The organism is Nonomuraea sp. LPB2021202275-12-8, assembly GCF_037044575.1.
Taxonomy (GTDB): domain Bacteria; phylum Actinomycetota; class Actinomycetes; order Streptosporangiales; family Streptosporangiaceae; genus Nonomuraea.
Window position 1 is genome coordinate 240109 of sequence record NZ_JBAHWD010000007.1, and the last position, 18642, is coordinate 258750.

16 protein-coding genes and 1 pseudogene are annotated in these 18642 nt (G+C 70.8%); 12 read left to right on the forward strand and 5 right to left on the reverse strand.

From position 1 onward, the window contains the following. The first annotated feature begins 7 nt into the window (after nucleotides 1-7). Together V5E28_RS16420 and V5E28_RS16425 are read left to right on the forward strand one after the other, a co-directional pair. Complete coding sequence (locus V5E28_RS16420) at nucleotides 8-2845, forward strand: glycosyltransferase family 2 protein (protein WP_336207757.1); 2838 nt, start codon at nucleotides 8-10, stop codon at nucleotides 2843-2845. Then, complete coding sequence (locus tag V5E28_RS16425; protein WP_336207758.1) at nucleotides 2842-4158, forward strand: DUF5719 family protein; 1317 nt, start codon at nucleotides 2842-2844, stop codon at nucleotides 4156-4158. Before V5E28_RS16420 ends, V5E28_RS16425 begins: the two co-directional genes overlap by 4 nt. Here the strand turns inward: V5E28_RS16425 and V5E28_RS16430 are convergent. After that, the gene (locus tag V5E28_RS16430; protein ID WP_336207759.1) at nucleotides 4155-4595 is read right to left on the reverse strand and encodes a metallopeptidase family protein; all 441 of its coding nucleotides are present in this window, start codon (nucleotides 4593-4595) and stop codon (nucleotides 4155-4157) included. The two genes, V5E28_RS16425 and V5E28_RS16430, sit on opposite strands and share 4 nt — an antisense overlap. Nucleotides 4596-4730: 135 nt before the next feature. Here V5E28_RS16430 and V5E28_RS16435 point away from each other — a divergent pair, with 135 nt between their 5' ends. The 5 genes from V5E28_RS16435 to V5E28_RS16455 are packed head-to-tail and all read left to right on the forward strand — an operon-like array spanning nucleotide 4731 to nucleotide 8730. Beyond that, the gene (locus tag V5E28_RS16435) at nucleotides 4731-5099 is read left to right on the forward strand and encodes a DUF3499 domain-containing protein (protein WP_336207760.1); all 369 of its coding nucleotides are present in this window, start codon (nucleotides 4731-4733) and stop codon (nucleotides 5097-5099) included. 41 nt (nucleotides 5100-5140) lie between these two features. Continuing rightward, nucleotides 5141-6490: a phosphomannomutase/phosphoglucomutase gene (locus V5E28_RS16440; protein ID WP_336207761.1), complete on the forward strand. Its 1350-nt coding sequence runs from the start codon at nucleotides 5141-5143 to the stop codon at nucleotides 6488-6490. After that, nucleotides 6487-6654, forward strand: coding sequence for a Trm112 family protein (locus tag V5E28_RS16445; RefSeq protein WP_336207762.1), 168 nt, complete (start codon nucleotides 6487-6489; stop codon nucleotides 6652-6654). The genes V5E28_RS16440 and V5E28_RS16445 overlap by 4 nt, the downstream gene beginning before the upstream one ends. Then, on the forward strand, nucleotides 6651-7757 hold the full coding sequence (locus V5E28_RS16450; protein ID WP_336207763.1) for an SIS domain-containing protein: 1107 nt from the start codon (nucleotides 6651-6653) through the stop codon (nucleotides 7755-7757). The genes V5E28_RS16445 and V5E28_RS16450 overlap by 4 nt, the downstream gene beginning before the upstream one ends. Before the next feature lie 49 nt (nucleotides 7758-7806). Further along, nucleotides 7807-8730 (forward strand): cation diffusion facilitator family transporter, encoded by a 924-nt coding sequence (locus V5E28_RS16455; RefSeq protein ID WP_336207764.1) that lies wholly within the window; start codon nucleotides 7807-7809, stop codon nucleotides 8728-8730. Between the two features lie 44 nt (nucleotides 8731-8774). Here the strand turns inward: V5E28_RS16455 and V5E28_RS16460 are convergent, their stop codons facing one another. Both V5E28_RS16460 and V5E28_RS16465 read right to left on the reverse strand, forming a co-directional pair. Further along, nucleotides 8775-9245 (reverse strand): GerMN domain-containing protein, encoded by a 471-nt coding sequence (locus V5E28_RS16460; protein ID WP_336207765.1) that lies wholly within the window; start codon nucleotides 9243-9245, stop codon nucleotides 8775-8777. Then, nucleotides 9242-9601 carry a MerR family transcriptional regulator gene (locus tag V5E28_RS16465; protein WP_336207766.1) on the reverse strand — a complete coding sequence of 120 codons (360 nt, stop codon included), beginning with the start codon at nucleotides 9599-9601 and terminating at the stop codon, nucleotides 9242-9244. Before V5E28_RS16465 ends, V5E28_RS16460 begins: the two co-directional genes overlap by 4 nt. 101 nt (nucleotides 9602-9702) lie before the next feature. Here V5E28_RS16465 and ahcY point away from each other — a divergent pair, with 101 nt between their 5' ends. Together ahcY and V5E28_RS16475 are read left to right on the forward strand one after the other, a co-directional pair. Beyond that, the gene (ahcY, locus tag V5E28_RS16470; RefSeq protein WP_336207767.1) at nucleotides 9703-11130 is read left to right on the forward strand and encodes an adenosylhomocysteinase; all 1428 of its coding nucleotides are present in this window, start codon (nucleotides 9703-9705) and stop codon (nucleotides 11128-11130) included. A gap of 254 nt (nucleotides 11131-11384) precedes the next feature. Then, a complete protein-coding gene (locus V5E28_RS16475; protein ID WP_336207768.1) occupies nucleotides 11385-12620 on the forward strand; it encodes an adenosylhomocysteinase in 1236 nt (411 codons plus the stop codon). A 34-nt stretch (nucleotides 12621-12654) separates the two neighbouring features. Here V5E28_RS16475 and V5E28_RS16480 read toward each other — a convergent pair whose 3' ends face one another. After that, complete coding sequence (locus V5E28_RS16480) at nucleotides 12655-13290, reverse strand: DUF305 domain-containing protein (RefSeq protein ID WP_336207769.1); 636 nt, start codon at nucleotides 13288-13290, stop codon at nucleotides 12655-12657. 169 nt (nucleotides 13291-13459) lie between these two features. On the opposite strand from V5E28_RS16480, the gene V5E28_RS16485 reads away from it, so the two are divergent. The 3 genes and pseudogenes from V5E28_RS16485 (at nucleotide 13460) to V5E28_RS16495 (ending at nucleotide 17578) form a co-directional block, all read left to right on the forward strand. Continuing rightward, nucleotides 13460-14851, forward strand: coding sequence for an LVIVD repeat-containing protein (locus V5E28_RS16485; protein WP_336207770.1), 1392 nt, complete (start codon nucleotides 13460-13462; stop codon nucleotides 14849-14851). Nucleotides 14852-14933: 82 nt separating this feature from the next. Then, nucleotides 14934-16337, forward strand: a complete 1404-nt coding sequence (locus V5E28_RS16490) for an LVIVD repeat-containing protein (RefSeq protein ID WP_336207771.1) — start codon at nucleotides 14934-14936, stop codon at nucleotides 16335-16337. A gap of 90 nt (nucleotides 16338-16427) precedes the next feature. Further along, nucleotides 16428-17578 (forward strand): annotated as a pseudogene (locus V5E28_RS16495) (LVIVD repeat-containing protein). Between the two features lie 21 nt (nucleotides 17579-17599). Here V5E28_RS16495 and V5E28_RS16500 read toward each other — a convergent pair. Continuing rightward, the gene (locus V5E28_RS16500; RefSeq protein ID WP_336207773.1) at nucleotides 17600-18601 is read right to left on the reverse strand and encodes an RDD family protein; all 1002 of its coding nucleotides are present in this window, start codon (nucleotides 18599-18601) and stop codon (nucleotides 17600-17602) included. Between the last annotated feature and the right edge of the window lie 41 nt (nucleotides 18602-18642).

Sequence of the window (18642 nt, forward strand, 5' to 3'; positions counted from 1 at the left end):
CACGCCCATGTCCCGCCCCTTCGTCACCGTGATCGTCGTCGCGCACGACGGCGGACGCTGGCTCAGGGAGACCCTCCAGGCCCTGCTGAGCCAGAGCCGCCGCCCGGATCGCGTGGTCGGCGCCGACAACGGCAGCAGAGACGGCTCGGCCGACCTGCTGGCCGAGGCGCTCGGCGGCGGCAACGTGCTCAGGCTGCCCCGCTCCACCGGCTTCGGGGAGGCCGTCGCCGAGGTGCTCGGCAAGCTGCCGGCCGGCGGCGAGAACGAGTGGCTGTGGCTGCTCCACGACGACTGCGCACCCGACCGGCGCGCCCTGGAGGCGCTGCTGCGCGCCGCCGACCAGGACCGCAAGGCGGCGGTGCTCGGCCCGAAGCTGCGCGACTGGCTGGACCGCAGGCGGCTGCTGGAGATCGGCGTCACCGTCGACCGCACCGGGCGCAGGGACACCGGGCTGGAGCCGGGGGAGTTCGACCAGGGGCAGCACGACGGCACCCGCGAGGTGCTGTCGGTGTCCACCGCGGGCATGCTGATCCGCCGCGACGTGTGGGAGCGGACCGGCGGCCTGGACCCGTTCTTCCCGCTCTTCCGCGACGACCTGGACCTGTGCTGGCGGGTGCGCAACGCCGGCCACAAGGTGCTGAACGTCACCGAAGCCGTGGCCTGGCACGCGGAGGCGGCAGCACGCAGGTGCCGCCGCATCACGGTCAGCGGCGACCACCCGCGCAGGCTGGACCGGCGCAACGCGATCTTCGTCATCATGGTCAACCTGCCGCTCAGGGCGATGCTCTGGGCGCTGCTGCGCAACGTGTTCGGCTCGTTCTTCCGAGTGCTGCTCCTCATCGTCGGAAAGCAGCCGGCGAACGCGTTGGACGAGATCGTCGCGCTGGGCTCGATCCTGGCCCACCCGCTGCGGCTGGCCAGGGCGCGACGGGCCAGGCACGAAGGCCGCACGAAGGGGTATCTCCGGATCAAACGGCTGCTCACGCCGCCCGGAGCGGCCTACCGGCGGCTGGCCGACATGGTGCAGAGCTTCCTCGCGGGCGAGGGCCCCGTCGACTCCGCGGGCCGCCACCATCAGGCCGCGCCGGATGCCGCCCGGGGTGACGAGGAGAGCGAGCAGGCCCCGGCGGACCACTCCGGCGGCGTCAAGCGCTTCCTCGGCCGCCCCGGCGTGCTGCTGGTGCTCGGGCTCACCCTGATCGCCCTGGTGGCCGAGCGCTCCCTCCTGGGAGGCGAGAGGCTCGGCGGTGGCGCGCTCGTCCCGGTGACGGGCGGAGCGGGAGATCTGTGGGCGTTCTACACCGAGGGCTACCACGACGTCGGGCTCGGTTCGGCGGACTGGGCCCCGCCGTACGTGGCGGTGATCGCGGCCCTCTCGACGCTGGCGTTCGGGCAGACCTGGCTGGCGGTCTCGGTGCTGCTGCTCGGCTCGGTCCCGCTCGCGGGGGCGTCGGCCTACCTGGCGTCCCGCCGGCTCGTCGCGGCAGTCCCCGGCTCGGGGGTGCCCGTGCGCGTATGGGTGGCCGCGTCGTACGCGCTGCTGCCCGTCACGACGGGCGCGATCGCCGGGGGACGGCTCGGCACGGCGGTCGTGCTCGTGCTGCTGCCCGCCTACGCGGTGCTCGGCGCGAGCGTGCTGTCCGGCGAGCGCCGCCGCGCCCGCCGCGCGAGCTGGGGTCTCGGCCTGCTCCTCGCCGTGGGGACCGCCTTCGTCCCGCTGCTCTATCCGATCTTCGCGGTGCTCGGCGCGCTCGCCCTGTGGAAGGTGCGGCGTGCCGCGATCTCCGTGGGCATCGCGCTGGCCGTGCCGGTCGCGCTGCTGCTGCCGTGGCTGGCGGGGCTGGTGGTGGAGCCGGCCAGGTTCCTGCTCGAAGCGGGGCTGCACGATCCCGACCTGGTCGACGCCCGGCTCGCCCCCGAGTCGCTGCTGGCGCTCAGCCCGGGTGGCCCCGGGCTGCCGCCGCTGTGGGTGACCGCCGGGCTGCTCGCCGTGGCCCTGGCCGCGCTGCTCGTGGGGAGCGGGCGGGCGGCCGTGGTGGCCGTGGTGGCCGGGTGGGCTGTGGCGCTGTCCGGAGTGCTGGTCGCGACGCTGACCGGCCGGATCAGCGTGGCCGGGGCGCCGGCCTGGCCGGGCGTGCCGCTCGCGGTGGCCGCGGCCGGGCTGCTCGTGCCGGTCGCGCTGAGCGCGCACCGGCTGACCGGGCTGCGGGCCAGGGGCGGCCTGCGCAGGCTGGGAGCGACGCTGGTGGCCGCCGTGGCGTTCAGCACGCCGCTGCTCGCCGCCGGTCACTGGATGCTGCACGGCGTGTCCGGGCCGCTGCGGAACGACGCGCCGGACGCGCTGCCCGCCCTGGCCGTGATCCACTCCGGGCGGGGCGAGCGCACGCTGCTCATCAGGGGATCGGAGTTCACCGTGCTGCGCGGCCGTACCCCGCTGATCGGAGAGGCGGAGCTGCCGGTCGGATCCGAGGCGCGCGCCCAGGTCGCCACCGCGGCGGAGGGGCTCGCGGGCGGGCGCGGCGGCAACGACGCGGCGACGCTCGCCCAGCACGGCGTGGCGATGGTGGCGGTGGCGCCGCCGGTCTCGCCCGAGCTGGCCAGGACCCTGGACTCGCAGCTCTCGCTGCGGCGCATGAGCTTGTCGGACGCCGGTGGGCTGTGGCGGCTGGCCGAGCCCGCCGCCCAGGTGCCGGCCCAGCCCGCGCACATCCTGCACGGTCCCTGGCTGTGGATCCAAGGCGCGCTGGTGCTGGCGGTGGCACTGCTGGCGGCCCCCGGCAGGCGCGAGGAGCCCGTGGAGGAGCGCGCGCAGCCTCCCGCCCCGGTGCTGGTGGGCGCGCGATGAGGGCGGCGGCGAAGAGCAGGTTCGGCCCGCTCGCGCTGGTCCTGTCGGCGCTGGTCGTGCTGTACGGCATCGCGTACGTCACCAGGCCCGCTCCCTCGCCCGCCCGGGCGGCCGAGCCGAGGAAGGTGGCCGTGGAGGCGGCGACCGCGGTCTGTCCCGGCACGCGCGGCGCGAGCGTCAGCGTCTACCTGCCCGGAACGCTGTCCCGCGAGACGATCAAGGACGCGAAGCCGTACGTCGTGACCGGCCCCGGCGGCCTGGAGGCCGGATACACCACCCGCGTGACCAGGGGCGGCGAGCGCGGCCTCGCCGGGGTCCGGTGCGCCGAGCCCGCGGCCGAGACCTGGCTGGTCGGGCCGGGCCCCGCCGCGGCCCGGGTGACGCTGCACCTGGTGAACCCCGGCAAGGCGGCCGCCCTGGCCGACGTGACGGTGTTCGCCGCGGAGGGGCTCGTCTCCGGTGACAAGGGGCTCGGGCTGGAGATCGGGCCGGGCGAGCACCGCGCGATCGACCTCAGGACGCTCGCCCCGTCGGCGGACGTGATGGCGGTCGGCGTCACCGCCGTCACCGGCAGGCTCGCGGTCGCCGCCAGGGCCTCGGTGGAGAGCGGCGGCGTCGACTGGCTGCCCGCCGCCGCGCCGCCCGCCACGCGGGTCGTGGTGCCGGGCATCCCCGGCGGTGGCGGCAGGCGGGAGCTGCTGATCGCGGCGCCGGGCGAGAGCGACGCCACCGTCCAGATCAGGGCGGTGACCCAGGGCGCCGACTACGCGATGAAGGGCCGCGAGACCGTCGACGTGCCGGCGGGCGGCGTGCTGTCGATCGATGTGACCACCGGCATCGGCGGCGAGTCCGCCGGTCTGGTGCTCACCTCGACGGCCCCGATCGTCGCCGGACTGGTGATCACCGGCACCGGGGAGCAGTCCGACGTGGCGTTCACCGCGGGCACGCCGCCGCTCGACCTCGGCAGCGCGGTCGCGGGCAACGGCGCGGGCGCCCGGCTGGTGCTGACCGCGCCGGGCCCGGCGGGAGGCCCGGCCGGGCGGGTGCGCGTGCAGGTGGTGCCGGAAGGCGGCGAGGCGCAGCCGCCGTTCGAGGTGGAGGTGCCGACCGGGCGCACCAAGGACGTGCCGGTGCGGGCTCGCGGCGTGTACGGGATCGTGGTCACGCCCGTGGCGGGCCGGGTCTACGGCGGGCGGGTGCTGGCGGAGCGGTCCAGGAGCGGGTTGCTGATCACCACGCAGCCGCTGGCGCAGGCCCGGATCTGGACCATGCTGCCCGAGCTCGCCGACACCTCGCGCGCGGTGCTGCCCTAGCGGCGCTCGTCGTAACCGGGATCGACCGTGTCGGGTGACAGGCCGAGCAGCGTGGCGACCTGCTCCACCACCGTGTCGTGCACGAGCGCGCCCAGTGTGTCGCGGTCGCGGGCGCGCGCCTCCAGGGGCCGCCGGTAGACCACGACCGAGGCGGGATTCGGGCCCTTGGCCGTGTCGGCGCGGCCGAACGGGATGGGGCCCGTGCCGACGCCGGGCCCGTCTCCCAGCTCGCTCAGCGGCGGCACCTCCTCCACCGCGAACTCCACGGCCGACAGCTGCTTGCCCCACTTGGGCCTGAGCCGGTCCACCGCGTCGAGCACCAGGTCGTCGAAGCGCTCGCTGCGGGCCCTGGACATGGGCACGTAGGAGGGGGCGAGCGGCCCGCGCAGGCCGCGACCGTGCCGGTCACGCCGCTTGGGACCGCGCTTGGAAGTCACACGGCAAGTCTAAGGGGGGACGCCATCGGTGCATGTGGGTGGAAAGGCTGCGACAGGTGTCCGAATTGTGGCGACACGCTCGTTAAGAGCGCTCAGATAGTGGCGCCCCGCACTCTTACCAGATACGGTCCCTCCGTGAGCCCCGTCCGCCGCTGTTCCCGCACCGCTTGCAGTCAGCCTGCCGTCTTCACGCTCACGTACGTATACGCCGACTCGACCGCAGTTCTCGGCCCTCTGGCGACGTACGCCGAGCCACACTGTTATGACCTGTGCGCCGAACACGCCGAGCGGCTGACCGCCCCCCGCGGCTGGGAGGTGGTCCGCCTCCCCACGGACAGCGGCTCGCCGAGCTCCGACGATCTCGAAGCGCTGGCCAACGCCGTCAGGGAGGCCGCCAGGCCGACCCCCTCCGGTGCGGGCGAGCCCGTCGGCCAGGGAGTCGAGGTCGGACGGCGTGGGCACCTGCGGGTGCTGAGGTCGGCCCAGCAGCATCGTGACCGGTAGGCTCGTCCCAGCCGGAGAAACGACCTAGGGGCGGAGCTGGAGTGGGCGACCTCGCCAAGATCTTCAAGGCTTACGATGTCCGCGGCGTGGTGCCAGACGAGCTCGACGAGCCCACCGCCGAGGCCGTGGGGGCGGCCTTCGTGGAAGTGACCGGAGCCCTGGCGGCCGTGGTCGCGCACGACATGCGCGAGTCCTCCGTGCCGCTCGCCGACGCCTTCGTCCGCGGCGCGCGCTCGCGCGGCGCCGACGTGGTGCACGCCGGGCTCGGCTCCACCGACCTGCTTTACTACGCCAGCGGCAGCCTCGGCCTGCCCGGCGTGATGTTCACCGCCAGCCACAACCCGGCCCGCTACAACGGCATGAAGATGTGCCGCGCGGGCGCGGTGCCCATCGGCGGCGACACGGGACTGACCGAGATCCGCGACCGGGCGGCCGAGCTGGTCGGCGTCACGGCGACGCCCACCGGGTCCCTGATCGAGAAGGACCTGCTGCAGGGCTACGCCGACCACCTGCGCACGCTGGTCGACCTGTACGGCATCCGGCCGCTGAAGGTCGTCGTCGACGCCGGCAACGGCATGGGCGGCCACACGGTCCCGGCGGTGTTCGACGGGCTGCCGATCGAGCTGACCCCTCTCTACTTCGAGCTCGACGGCTCATTCCCCAACCACGAGGCCAACCCGCTGGAGCCGGCAAACCTGCGCGACCTGCAGAAGGCCGTGGTCGAGGCGGGCGCCGACCTGGGACTGGCCTTCGACGGCGACGCCGACCGCTGCTGGGTCATCGACGAGCGGGGCGAGTCCGTCTCCCCGTCGGCGATCACCGCCCTGGTGGCCGCGCGAGAGCTGGCCAAGCACCCCGGCTCGACGATCATCCACAACCTGATCACGTCGCGCGGCGTGCCGGAGATCGTCCGCGAGCACGGCGGCGATCCGGTGCGGACCCGCGTCGGCCACTCCTTCATCAAGGCGGAGATGGCCCGCACCGGGGCGGTCTTCGGCGGCGAGCACTCGGCCCACTACTACTTCCGCGACTTCTGGTTCGCCGACTCCGGCATGCTGGCGGCGATGCACGTGCTGGCCGCGCTCGGCGAGCAGGAGCGCCCGCTGTCGCAGGTGGTGGCGGCCTACTCGCGTTACCACGCCACGGGCGAGATCAACAGCACGGTCCCCGACCAGGAAGAGGCGCTGCGCCGGGTGCGTGCGGCGTTCGCCGGGCGGGGCGAGGTCGACGAGCTCGACGGGCTGACCGTGAGCGCGCCCGGCTGGTGGTTCAACCTGCGGGCGTCCAACACCGAGCCGCTGCTCAGGCTCAACGCCGAGGCGGCCGACCAGACCACGATGACGGCAGTCAGGGACGAGGTCCTCGACATGCTGAGAGAGGTAACACAGTGAAGATCGACGACTGGCTGCTGGAGATCCTGGCCTGCCCGGCGTGCAAGTCACCGCTGCGCGCGGAGAGCGAGTCCGAGGAGCTGGCCTGCACGGGTTGCGGCCTGATCTATCCGGTCCGCGACGACATCCCCGTGCTGCTCGTCGACGAGGCCAGGAAGCCGTGACCTGGGAGCCGGAGCGGCTCGACGACCAGCACCACCTGAGCGAGGCCGACCCGGGCGGCATGCTGCTCGCCGTCGCCGCCTCCGCCGCCCAGGTGCGCACCGGCCACCGCTGTGCGATCGAGGCGGGCGTCGGCCGGCTGTCGGCCGACGTCCGGCCGAGGGCCGTCGTGGTCGCGGGTATGGGCGGCTCGGCCATCGCGGGCGAGATTCTGGCCGCGGTCTGCGGCAACAGCGCGCCGGTGCCCGTGGTGACCCTGCGCTCCTACCAGCTTCCCGGCTGGGTGGGCGCCACCGACCTGGTCGTCGCGATCTCCTGGTCGGGTGAGACCGAGGAGACGCTCTCCGTCGCCGCCGAGGCGGTGCGGCGCGGCTGCACGCTGCTGGCCCTCGGGCCCGCGGGCTCCCCGCTGGAGGCGGTGGCCACGCAGGCGTCGGCCGTCCACGTGCCGCTCCCGACGCAGGGGCAGCCCAGAGCCAACCTCTGGCTGGTGACGGTCCCGCTCGTCGTGGCCGCCGTCTCGCTGGGCCTGGTGCGTGCCGACGACGAGGTGTTCGAGCGGGTGGCCAAGTCGCTGGAGGACATCGCGCACCGGTGCCGGCCGTCCAGCGAGTCGTTCATCAACCCGGGCAAGACGCTGGCCATGGATCTGGCCGAGAGCGTCCCGATGATCTGGGGCTCGTCGCGGCTGGCCGCCGTCGCCGCCGACCGCCTGGCGGGCCAGCTCAACGCGAACGCCAAGTATCCGGCGATCTCCGGCGAGCTGCCCGAGGCCGGCCACAACCAGGTGGCCGCGTTCGACGGGCCGCTGGCCGCGCGTGACATCTTCGCCGAGACCTCGAGCCGTTCGCTCAGGCTCGTGATACTGCGCGACGTGGAGGAGCATCCGCAGGTGGCCAGGAGCCGCGAGGCCGCCGTGCGGCTCGCGCACGACCGTGACGTGCCGGTCACCGAGCTGGCCGCCGACGGCACCCACCCGCTGGAGCGGCTGGCCTCGCTGGTCGGGCTCGGCGACTACGCCAGCACCTACCTGGCGCTGGGTTACGGCATCGATCCGACAGCCGTGCCGGCGATCACTGAGCTTAAGGCCAGAATTTCGCAATAGGATCCCGTTTCAGGCCTTTGTACGTGATCGTAAGACTGGGAGACGACCGGTGAGCGCGAGCGGCGGAACCAAAGCAATCATTGCGGCCTTGGTCGCGAACATATCCATCGCGGTGGCGAAGTTCGTGGCGGCGGCTTTCACCGGCTCCTCGTCGATGCTGGCCGAAGGCATCCACTCGGTGGCCGACTCAAGCAACCAGGTGCTGCTGCTGTTCGGCGGGAAGCGGGCGCAGCGGGCCAGCACTCAGGAGCACCCGTTCGGCTACGGTCGCGAGCGTTACTTCTACGCGTTCGTCGTGGCCGTGGTGCTGTTCGCGATCGGCGCGCTGTTCTCCCTGTACGAGGGCTATCACAAGCTGACCCACGCCGAGCCGCTCACGACGCCGGCCTGGGCGTTCGGCGTGCTGATCTTCGCGATCATCGCCGAGACGTTCTCGTTCCGCACGGCCATCAAGGAGGCCAACGCGGTCCGCGGCGAGCAGGGATGGGTCTCGTTCATCCGCCGGTCCAAGTCGCCGGAGCTGCCGGTCATCCTGCTGGAGGACCTGGGCGCCCTGCTCGGTCTGATCTTCGCCCTGTTCGGCGTGACGATGGCCGTGGTCACCGGCAACCCCGTCTGGGACGCCATCGGCACGCTGATGATCGGTGTGCTGCTCGCCGTCATCTCGGTGGTGCTCGCCGTCGAGACCAAGTCGCTGCTCCTCGGTGAGGGCGCCGCGCCGGAGACGGAGAGCCAGATCCGCGCCGCGCTCGATTCCACGCCGCAGGTCGACCGGGTCATCCACATGCGCACGCTGCATCTGGGGCCGGAGGAGCTGCTGGTGGCGGCGAAGATCGCGGTGACGCACAACGACACGGCCGCCGAGGTGGCCGACGGGATCGACGAGGCCGAGCGGCGCATCCGCGAGGCCGTGCCGATCGCCCGGGTGATCTACCTGGAGCCGGACCTCTACCGCGCGCCGAGCAAGGCCTGATCGAGTCGTGCCCCGCCCCCGAGGGCGGGGCACGACTCGGCCGGTCACTCGCGGCCGGTGATGCAGGACGTGCCCGTACCGGTCTGGTCGAACAGGCAGCGGCCGTCCTTGTCCAGCGTGACGACCTTCTTCACGGTCCCGAACTGCTTGAGCGTCCTGGCGATGCCGTGCAGGATCCGCGCGTCGCCGCCCACGCCGTTGCCCCACACGGTCCGGCAGAAGCGGAGCGTGGCCGTACCCTTTCTGATCTTGAGGGTGAAGTCCGCGCCGCAGTCGGACTTGCCGCGGATCTGGCGGCTCAGCTCGGAATGCAGCCCCCGGCGCCGCTCGGCCGCGGTCGGGCCGGCGATGAGCTGCTCGACGGCGAACCTGGCGACGCCACGGTGGGGCGCCGTCCTGGAGACGGCGACGACCTTGCCGGGGACGCCGAACCCCTTGGAGAAGTAGACCTTCACCTCACTGCCCGCCTGCACCGGGGAAAGGGCGAGCACGGTGGCCATCAGCAGCTCTCTCATGCCCTCTTTGACGTACGGCCGGGGGCGGCGGTTCGCAGCAGGCGCAGCGCCTTCTCCTGCTCGAAGTCCAGTGCCCTGCGCGGCACCTGGATGCGGCCGATCCGCACGCCGAGATCGCGCACGGCCGCCGCCACCGCGGGCTCGCTGAGCGCGCGCACGGCGAAGGCCAGCTCGGCGGGGGAGACGTCGAACCGCTTCTCCAGCTCCACCGCCTGGGCCACGGCGGCGAGCTCCTCGGTGCCGAACCGGCGGTGCGCGCCCTGCTCGCGAACCGGCGGCAGCAGCCCCAGTGCCTCCCGGTATCGGAGCATCCTGGGGGACATGCCGAGTCGCTTGGCAGCTTCCGTGATCCGCATCCTTACATTCTTACGTCAAGTTCGATGGGCTTGGGATGCGATGGGGCCCTCCGGCCGCCTAAACTCGACGCGACACCGTAGTGATGCGAGGGGATAACCAGATGGACTTCAAGGTCGCCGACCTTTCACTTGCCGACTTCGGTCGCAAGGAGATCCGGCTCGCCGAGCATGAGATGCCCGGTCTGATGGCGATCCGCAAGGAGTATGCGGCCTCGCAGCCCCTCCGCGGCGCGAAGATCATGGGCTCGCTGCACATGACCATCCAGACCGCCGTCCTCATCGAGACCCTCGTCGCGCTCGGCGCCGAGGTCCGCTGGGTCAGCTGCAACATCTTCTCCACCCAGGACCACGCGGCCGCCGCCGCCGTCGTCGGCCCCAACGGCACCGTCGACGACCCGCAGGGTGTGCCGGTCTTCGCCTGGAAGGGCGAGACGCTGGAGGAATACTGGTGGTGCACCGAGCAGGCCCTCACCTGGCCCGGCGGTGACGCCCCCAACATGATCCTCGACGACGGTGGCGACGCCACCCTCCTCGTCCACAAGGGCGCCGAATACGAGAAGGCCGGCGCCGTCCCCGCCGCCACCGACGAGGACCCGGAGGAGTGGCACGTCATCATCGACCTGCTCAAGCGCACGGTCACCGGTGACAAGCGGTGGACCAAGATCGCCGAGAGCATCAAGGGCGTGACCGAGGAGACCACCACCGGCGTGCACCGCCTCTACGAGATGCACAAGAACGGCCAGCTGCTGTTCCCGGCGATCAACGTCAACGACTCGGTCACCAAGTCCAAGTTCGACAACAAGTACGGCTGCCGCCACTCGGTCATCGACGGCCTCAACCGCGCCACCGACGTGCTGATCGGCGGCAAGGTGGCCGTGGTCGCCGGCTACGGCGACGTGGGCAAGGGCTGCGCCGACGCGCTGCGCGGACAGGGCGCCCGGGTCATCGTGACCGAGATCGACCCGATCTGCGCGCTCCAGGCGGCCATGGACGGCTTCCAGGTGACCACCCTCGACGAGGTCGTGGGCATCGCCGACATCTTCGTCACCACGACCGGCAACTTCAAGATCATCACCGCCGACCACATGGCGAAGATGAAGCACCAGGCGATCGTCTCCAACATCGGCCACTTCGACAACGAGATCGACATCGTCGGGCTGGCCAAGACCCCCGGCATCGAGCGGCGCAACATCAAGCCGCAGGTCGACGAGTGGGTCTTCGCCGATGGCCACTCGATCATCCTGCTGGCCGAGGGCCGCCTGATGAACCTGGGCTGCGCCACCGGCCACCCGTCGTTCGTCATGTCCAACTCCTTCACCAACCAGGTGATCGCGCAGATCGAGCTGTTCGCCAAGACGGCCGAATACCCGATCGGCGTCTACACGCTGCCCAAGCACCTGGACGAGAAGGTCGCCCGCCTGCACCTGGACGCGCTGGGCGTCAAGCTCACCGAGCTGACCAAGGAGCAGGCCGCCTACATCGGCGTCCACGTCGAGGGCCCGTACAAGTCCGACCACTACCGCTACTGATTCCTCTGACGAGAGGTGCTCCGGAAGGGGATCTCCTTCCGGAGCCTCCCGGGGAGAGAGGTGCTCTCCCCCCCCCTGGGGCTCTCCCTTGTCAGCGCGCTCCCACGGAGCGCTCAAGACCATTTTTTACGGCAGGCCAAGTCGCCCGCACGCGCCGACGCCACTCCCGTCTGTCATGGCCGGTCGTGAAGGCTCACGGGTGGCGCGCCGTTACGAGCGCGTTCTTGGCCGTGTTCTTCGGTTAGGGCTTGGCAATGGATCTCTCGGAGACCGGTGAGCGGCAGATCTCCTGGGCCGCTCGTTCGATGCCGGTGTTGACGGCGATCGGGGCGCGGTTCGGCGCCGAGAGGCCGCTCGACGGGCTGAGGATCGCCGCCTGCCTGCATGTCACCGCCGAGACCGCCGTGCTCATGGGGGCGCTGAAGGCGGGGGGCGCCGAGATCGCGCTTGCCGCCTCCAACCCGCTGTCCACGCAGGACGATGTCGCCGAGGCGCTGCGTGCTTACGGGATGGCGGTGCACGCCAGGGCCGGTGTGGACCGGGCGACCTACTACCGGCACATTCACCAGGCCCTCGATGTGGGGCCCGATCTGGTCCTCGACGATGGCTGTGACCTGGTGAACATCCTGCACACCGAGCGGACCGACCTGCTCGACGGGGTCTCCGGCGGGTGCGAGGAGACCACGACCGGGATCATCAGGCTGCGGCAGATGGCCGCCGAGGACGCGCTGCGGTTTCCCGTCGTCGCCGTGAACGACACCCGGACCAAGCGGATGTTCGACAACCGCTACGGCACCGGGCAGTCGACGCTCGACGGGATCATGCGGGCCACCAACACCATGCTGGCGGGGCGGACCGTGGTGGTCGCCGGGTTCGGGTTCTGCGGGCGCGGGGTGGCGGAGCGGGCCAAGGGGCTGGGCGCGCGGGTGATCGTGACCGAGATCGACGCGGTGAAGGCGCTCGACGCCACCCTTCAGGGCTACGAGGTGTGCCCGATGGAGCAGGCCGTCCAGGTGGGCGACCTGTTCATCACCGTGACGGGCAACCGCGACGTGGTCCGGGCCGAGCACCTGGCCGCGATGAAGGATGGGGCGATCCTGGCCAATGCGGGGCACTTCGACGTGGAGATCGACGTTCGGGCCCTGGACGAGATGGCCGAGGAGGTGCACCGCGGAATACGGCCCAACACCGACGAGTACGTGCTGCCCGGCGGGCGGCGGCTGCTGCTGCTGGCCGAGGGGCGGCTGGTCAACCTGACCGCCGCCGAGGGGCATCCGGCCGCGGTGATGGACATGTCGTTCTCGGCACAGGCCCTCGCCGTCGCCTGGCTCGCCCGTGAGCGGGTGCGGCTGGCTCCCGGCGTGTACGACGTGCCGGAGGAGATCGACCACGAGGTGGCCCGGCTCAAGCTGGCGGCGACCGGGATCGGCATCGACGTGCTCACCGGCGACCAGGAGGCCTACCTGCACTCCTGGCGGGTGGGCTCCTAGCCGGCCGGTGCGCTCCGTGCTGGGCGGCCCGCTTCTAGGCGGGGGCCTGCAGCTCCTGCATGCGGCGGATCTCGGCCGTCTGCGTCACGCCGACGTCGTTGGCCAGCTCCTCGATCCGGATGTGCGCGCCGCCGGTCAGCACCTGCCCCGACATCTTGATCGCGCCCAGGTGGTGGTTGATCATGAGTTGCAGGAACAGCTTGTCGAAGGCCGTCCCGGAGGCGGCCTTCAGCTGTTCGAGCTGCTGCGGCGTTGCCATGCCCGGCATGCCCTCGTGGGCGGCGTGATGGTCGGGGATGCGCTGGCCCTGCTCCTGCAGCCAGGTGCGCATGTACTGGATCTCCGGGCCCTGGCTGTCCGTGATCCGCGAGGCCAGGCTCTTCAGCTTGCCGGAGGCGGCCCTGTTCGGCGCCAGGAGGGCCATGTCGAGCGCCTGCTGGTGATGGACGATCATGTCCTGGACGTACTTCACGTCCGCGGCGTTCGCGGTGGCCGTGGGCACGGCGGTCGCGGCCTCGCTGGGGGACAGGGTCCTGGCCTCCTCGCCGGGCCGGCCCGGTGCGATCACCGGAGCCGTGGAGTCGGCTCGCGGCGCCGGTGGCGCCTCGGCGGTGCAGCCCGACAGGGCGATGACCGTGCCCGTGACGACGACGATGAGCGCGGCGCGCACCCAGCCTCCCTGACTGATTTGGTCGGAACTGCGCATTCTAGATCGTATGAATGATCAACAAAAGAGGGCAAACCGGCATAACATTTGACATCTTGCGTGCTGGCCGGGAATGAGCGGCGTGGGCGAAGATTTCATACATTTATGTCCCCTTTATAGGAGGATTCCTCCAGTGCTGTCCCCCCGCAGAGCCCTCATCCTGGCGGGAGCGGCGATCGCCTTAGCGATGGCCGGCGTCCCTGCTCAGGCTGCGGACATCCCGGCTCCTGGCGAGATCGTCATGAGCCCGAACATCCAGCACGTCACCAACGTGCCAAAGCCCGAGGCCCTCGCCGACATCCACACGGACATGGCCTTCCAGGGCGACTACGCCTATGTCGGTAACTACTACGGCTTCTCCATCTACGACATCAAGCACCCCAAGAGGACCTCCCTGGTCAGCTCGGTGGTCTGCCCCGGCGGCCAGATGGACGTGTCCGTATACGGCAACCTGCTGTTCGGCTCGGTCGACTCCTCGCGCAACAACGACTCGTGCAGCAGCACGGGCCAGAGCGCCGACATCAAGGAGTCGTGGGAAGGCGTCCGGATCTTCGACATCCGTGACAAGCGCAACCCGAAGTACATCAAGGCCATCGAGACCAACTGCGGCTCGCACACGCACACGCTGGTGCCGGACAGGCGGGGCAAGAACGTCTACATCTACGTCTCGTCCTACAGCCCGAACGCGAACTTCCCGGACTGCCAGCCCCCGCACGACCTGATCTCGATCATCAAGGTCCCGCTGCGCGACCCGGCGGCCGCGACGGTGATCGCGACGCCGAACCTGTTCCCCGACGGCGGCAACCCCGGCCTGCCCGCGCCGTACCCGAACGGCAAGTCCGCCACCACCGGCTGCCACGACATCACCGCCTACCCGGAGAAGGGCATCGCCGCCGGGGCCTGCATGGGCGAGGGCGTCCTGATGGACATCCGCGACCCTGAGCAGCCGAGGGTCACCGCGACCGTCAGGGACGAGGCCAACTTCGCCTTCTGGCACTCGGCCACCTTCAACAACGACGGCTCGAAGGTCATCTTCACCGACGAGCTCGGCGGCGGCACGAGGGCGACCTGCAACCCGGAGATCGGCCCCACACGCGGCGCCAACGCCTACTACGACATCCAGCGCGGCCAGCTCGCCTTCAAGAGCTACTTCAAGATCGCCCGCCACCAGGACCCCAGCGAGAACTGCGTCGCGCACAACGGCTCGCTGATCCCGGTCAAGGGCAAGGACATCATGGTCCAGGCCTGGTACCAGGGCGGCATCTCCGTCGTGGACTTCACCGACTCGGCCAACCCGCAGGAGATCGCCTTCTTCGAACGCGGCCCCGACAACACCGCGCCCGCGTTGAGCGGCGGGTTCTGGTCCGCCTACTACTACAACGGCTACATCTACGGCTCGGACTTCAACCTGGGCCTGGACGTACTCAAGATCAACGACCCGCGTACCAACAGGGCGAACGGCGTCAAGTTCGACATCCTGAACGCGCAGACCCAGCAGCAGTACCGCGAACGCGGCCATCACTGATCTTCGCCGGCGGCGGGGGCCACAAGCCCCCGCCGCCTTTGGCGTGAGGCCGCAGCACATCTGTGATCGAGGAGGATCCGCCATGACACGCAAGCGCCGCGCGCTGGTCGTGGCCGGGATCGCCGTCGCCCTGGGGCTGACGGCGTTACCGGCCATGTCCAGCGACATCCCACCGGCCGACACCGTGGTCACCAGCCCGAACGTGACCCACGTGCTGAACCTGCCCAAGCCCGCCCCGCTCGCCGGCACCATCAACACCGACCTCGCCTTCCAGGGCGACTACGCCTACGTCGGCAACTACGGCGGCTTCTCCATCGTCGACATCAAGAACCCGAAGAAGGCCGAGGTCGTCAGCTCGGTGGTGTGCCCCGGCGGCCAGATGGACGTGTCCGTCTACGGCAACCTGCTCTTCGGCGCCGTCGACAGCTCCCGCAACAACGACTCGTGCAGCAGCACCGGCCAGGGCGCGGACGTCAAGGAGTCGTGGGAGGGCGTCCGGATCTTCGACATCAGCGACAAGGCCAACCCCAGGTACATCAAGGCCGTCGAGACCAACTGCGGGTCCCACACGCTGACGCTGGTGCCGGGCAAGGGCTTCGACCGGCTCAAGAACGTCTACGTCTACGTCTCCTCCTACAACCCCGACCCGACCTTCCCGGACTGCCAGCCGCCGCACGACAAGCTCTCCATCATCAAGGTGCCGCTGCGTGACCCCGCGGCGGCGACGGTGGCGGCCACCCCGGTCGTCTTCCCCGACGGCGGCAACGAGACCCAGCCGGGCCTGCTGCTGCCGACCACCGGCTGCCACGACATCACCGTCTACGCGGAGAAGGACATCGCGGCGGGCGCCTGCATGGGCGACGGCGTGCTGTTCGACATCTCCAACCGGCTCAACCCGAGGATCACGGCCAGGACCACGGACCCGAACTTCGCGTTCTGGCACTCGGCGACGTTCACCAACGACGCCAAGACGGTGCTGTTCACCGACGAGCTCGGCGGCGGCGGCGCGGCCACCTGCAACGAGGTCACCGGGCCGAACCGCGGCGCGGACGCCATCTACCGCGTCGACCGGGGCCGGCTCGTCTTCAAGGGCTACTTCAAGATCCCGCGGCACCAGGCCGACTCCGAGAACTGCGTGGCGCACAACGGCTCGCTGATCCCGGTCAAGGGCAAGGACATCATGGTCCAGGCCTGGTACATGGGCGGCGTCTCGTTCCTGGACTTCACCGACCCGGCCAGGCCGCAGGAGTTCGGCTACTTCGAGCGCGGCCCGAAGGCCGACGGAAGCGGCGGCGGCGTCTGGTCCGCCTACTACTACAACGGTTACGTCTACGCCGCCGACTTCGACAACGGCCTGGACATCATCAAAATCAACGATCCGCGGACCAACAGCGCGACCCGCGTACACAGCAAACTGCTCAACGTGCAGACCCAGCAGTCCTACCGCGAGTGGGGCTGGGGTCGCGATTACGCCTCCGACGAATAAGGGACGTTATTTCCTGACATAGTGGGTGGCTTTACGTCACCCCTATGCAGGAGGTCCTCTTTGGCGTCCAGATTCGGCCGCGCCCTGGCGCTGGCGGGAGTGGCGCTGGCCCTGGCGGCGTCCCCGGTTCACGCCGCGGACGACGTCAAGGCCGGCGCCAACGTCAAGGCCGGCGCCAACGTCAAGCACGTGGCCAACGTCCCCAAGCAGGCGCCGTTCAAGGAGCCCGAGGCGTACAACAGCGACCTGGCCTTCCAGGGCGACTACGCCTACCAGGGCAACTATCTGGGCTTCACCGTCTACGACATCAAGAAGCCGGCCAAGCCCAAGGTCGTCAGCCGCGTCGCCTGCTACGGCGCCCAGAACGACATCTCGGTCAAGGGCAACCTGCTCTTCCTGTCCGTGGACGAGTCGCTGACGAGCGACTCCTGCAAGGCGGCCAGCGGCTCCCCGGCTGCAAGCCGCCCCATGACCGGATCTCGATCGTCAAGGTGCCGCTGAAGAACCCCAAGGCCGCCAAGGTCGTCGCCACGCCGGTGCTGTTCCCCGACGGCGGCAACGAGACCGGGGCCAGGCTGCTCGTCCCCACCAGCGGCTGCCACGACATCACCGTCTTCCCGGCCAAGGACCTCGCCGCCGGCGCCTGCATGGGCGACGGCGTGCTCATGGACATCAGCGACCGGGAGCACCCGAAGGTCACCGCCACGGTCACCGACGAGAACTTCGCGTTCTGGCACTCGGCGACGTTCAACAACGCGGGTACCAAAGTCGTGTTCACCGACGAGCTCGGCGGCGGCATGCTGGCCACCTGCACCAAGTCGACCAAGCCCGAGCTGGGCGCGGACGCGATCTACGACATCGTGGACGGCGAGCTGGTCAAGAGGAGCTACTACAAGATCCCCCGCCACCAGAGCGCCGCCGAGAACTGCGTGGCGCACAACGGCTCGCTGATCCCGGTCAAGGGCAGGGACATCATGGTCCAGGGCTGGTATCAGGGCGGCGTCTCGATCTGGGACTTCACCGACTCGGCCGCCCCCAAGGAGATCGGCTACTTCGACCGCGGCCCGTTCAGGCCGCGCGACGTCGCCGGCTCGTGGTCGGCGTACTACTACAACGGCCACATCTACAGCAGCGACATCCAGCGCGGGCTGGACGTGCTGCGGATCAACGACAAGCGCACCGATCCGGCCGCCAAGGTCCGGCAGAGGTCGCTCAACGCGCAGACCCAGTACGCCTACTGAGCGGCCCGCGCGGGCGCTCCCTCACTGCGGGGGCGCGAACCCGCCCGGAGTCGTCTCCGGCGACTCCGGCGCGGGTGGGCGGCCGCCTGAGGGGGCCTGCTGCGAGTAGGGCCCGCTCGGGGAGGGCGCCGGCTGCGCGTAAGGCTGGCCCTGCGGGGGTGGGTAGGGCCCGCTCTGCGGGGGCGCCGGCTGGTACGGCTGCCCCTGCGGGGAGGCGTACGGCGCGGGCTGCGGGTAGGCCGGCGGCCGGTGCTGGGGCGCCGGGACGTTGCCGCCCGTGTTCCGGGCCAGCCGGATCTGCTCCCGCCTGCGCCGCTCGGCCAGGACGGCGCTCAGGTAGGCGTGCGGCGGCACCCCCGCAGGCGCGGCGGGAGAGACGAACGCCGCCACCTGCGTCGCGATCCTGATCCCCATCTCGTGCTGGATCTGCGGCGACAGGTCGTGCCACCGGAGCAGATACTGTCTGGCGGCGGCCGTCACCTCGTTGGGAAGCCGAGACATCTCCAGCGTCGCGGCCCAGGCCGCCAGAGGCGGCGGCATCACGATGGCCTGCCCGATGTCGCGCGGCGCCCGCTCGGAGATCACGATCGTGCCCGCGAACAGGTCGCCCAGCCGCTTGCCCTGCGGTGAGATCAGCGAGGAGATCAGCGCCGGCGCGCCGGAGAACATCCAGAACTCCATCACCCCCGCCAGCCCCCGGAACAGCGCCTGCCGGAACCGCTCGGGGCCGCCGTCGTCGCTGACCACCCGGAGCCCGAGCGCCAGCTTGCCGAGGCTGCGCCCCCTGGTGGTCGTCTCGAAGATCACCGGGTAGCCCACCAGGACGAGCACGACGAGCGTGATCGAGACGGCGGCGTACAGGGCGGGGTCGGTGATCACGGAGAACGCCTCCAGGACCAGGAACGCCACGACCAGCACGGTGACCTGGACCGCCATGTCGATGAGCAGCGCCAGGAACCGCGAGGGCATCTGTGCCACCCGCACCTCGAGGACGACGGCGTCGCCGGTCACAACCTCTGACATATGTGGAGCCTAACGGCAATGGCCCATTGATTGACCGGCCA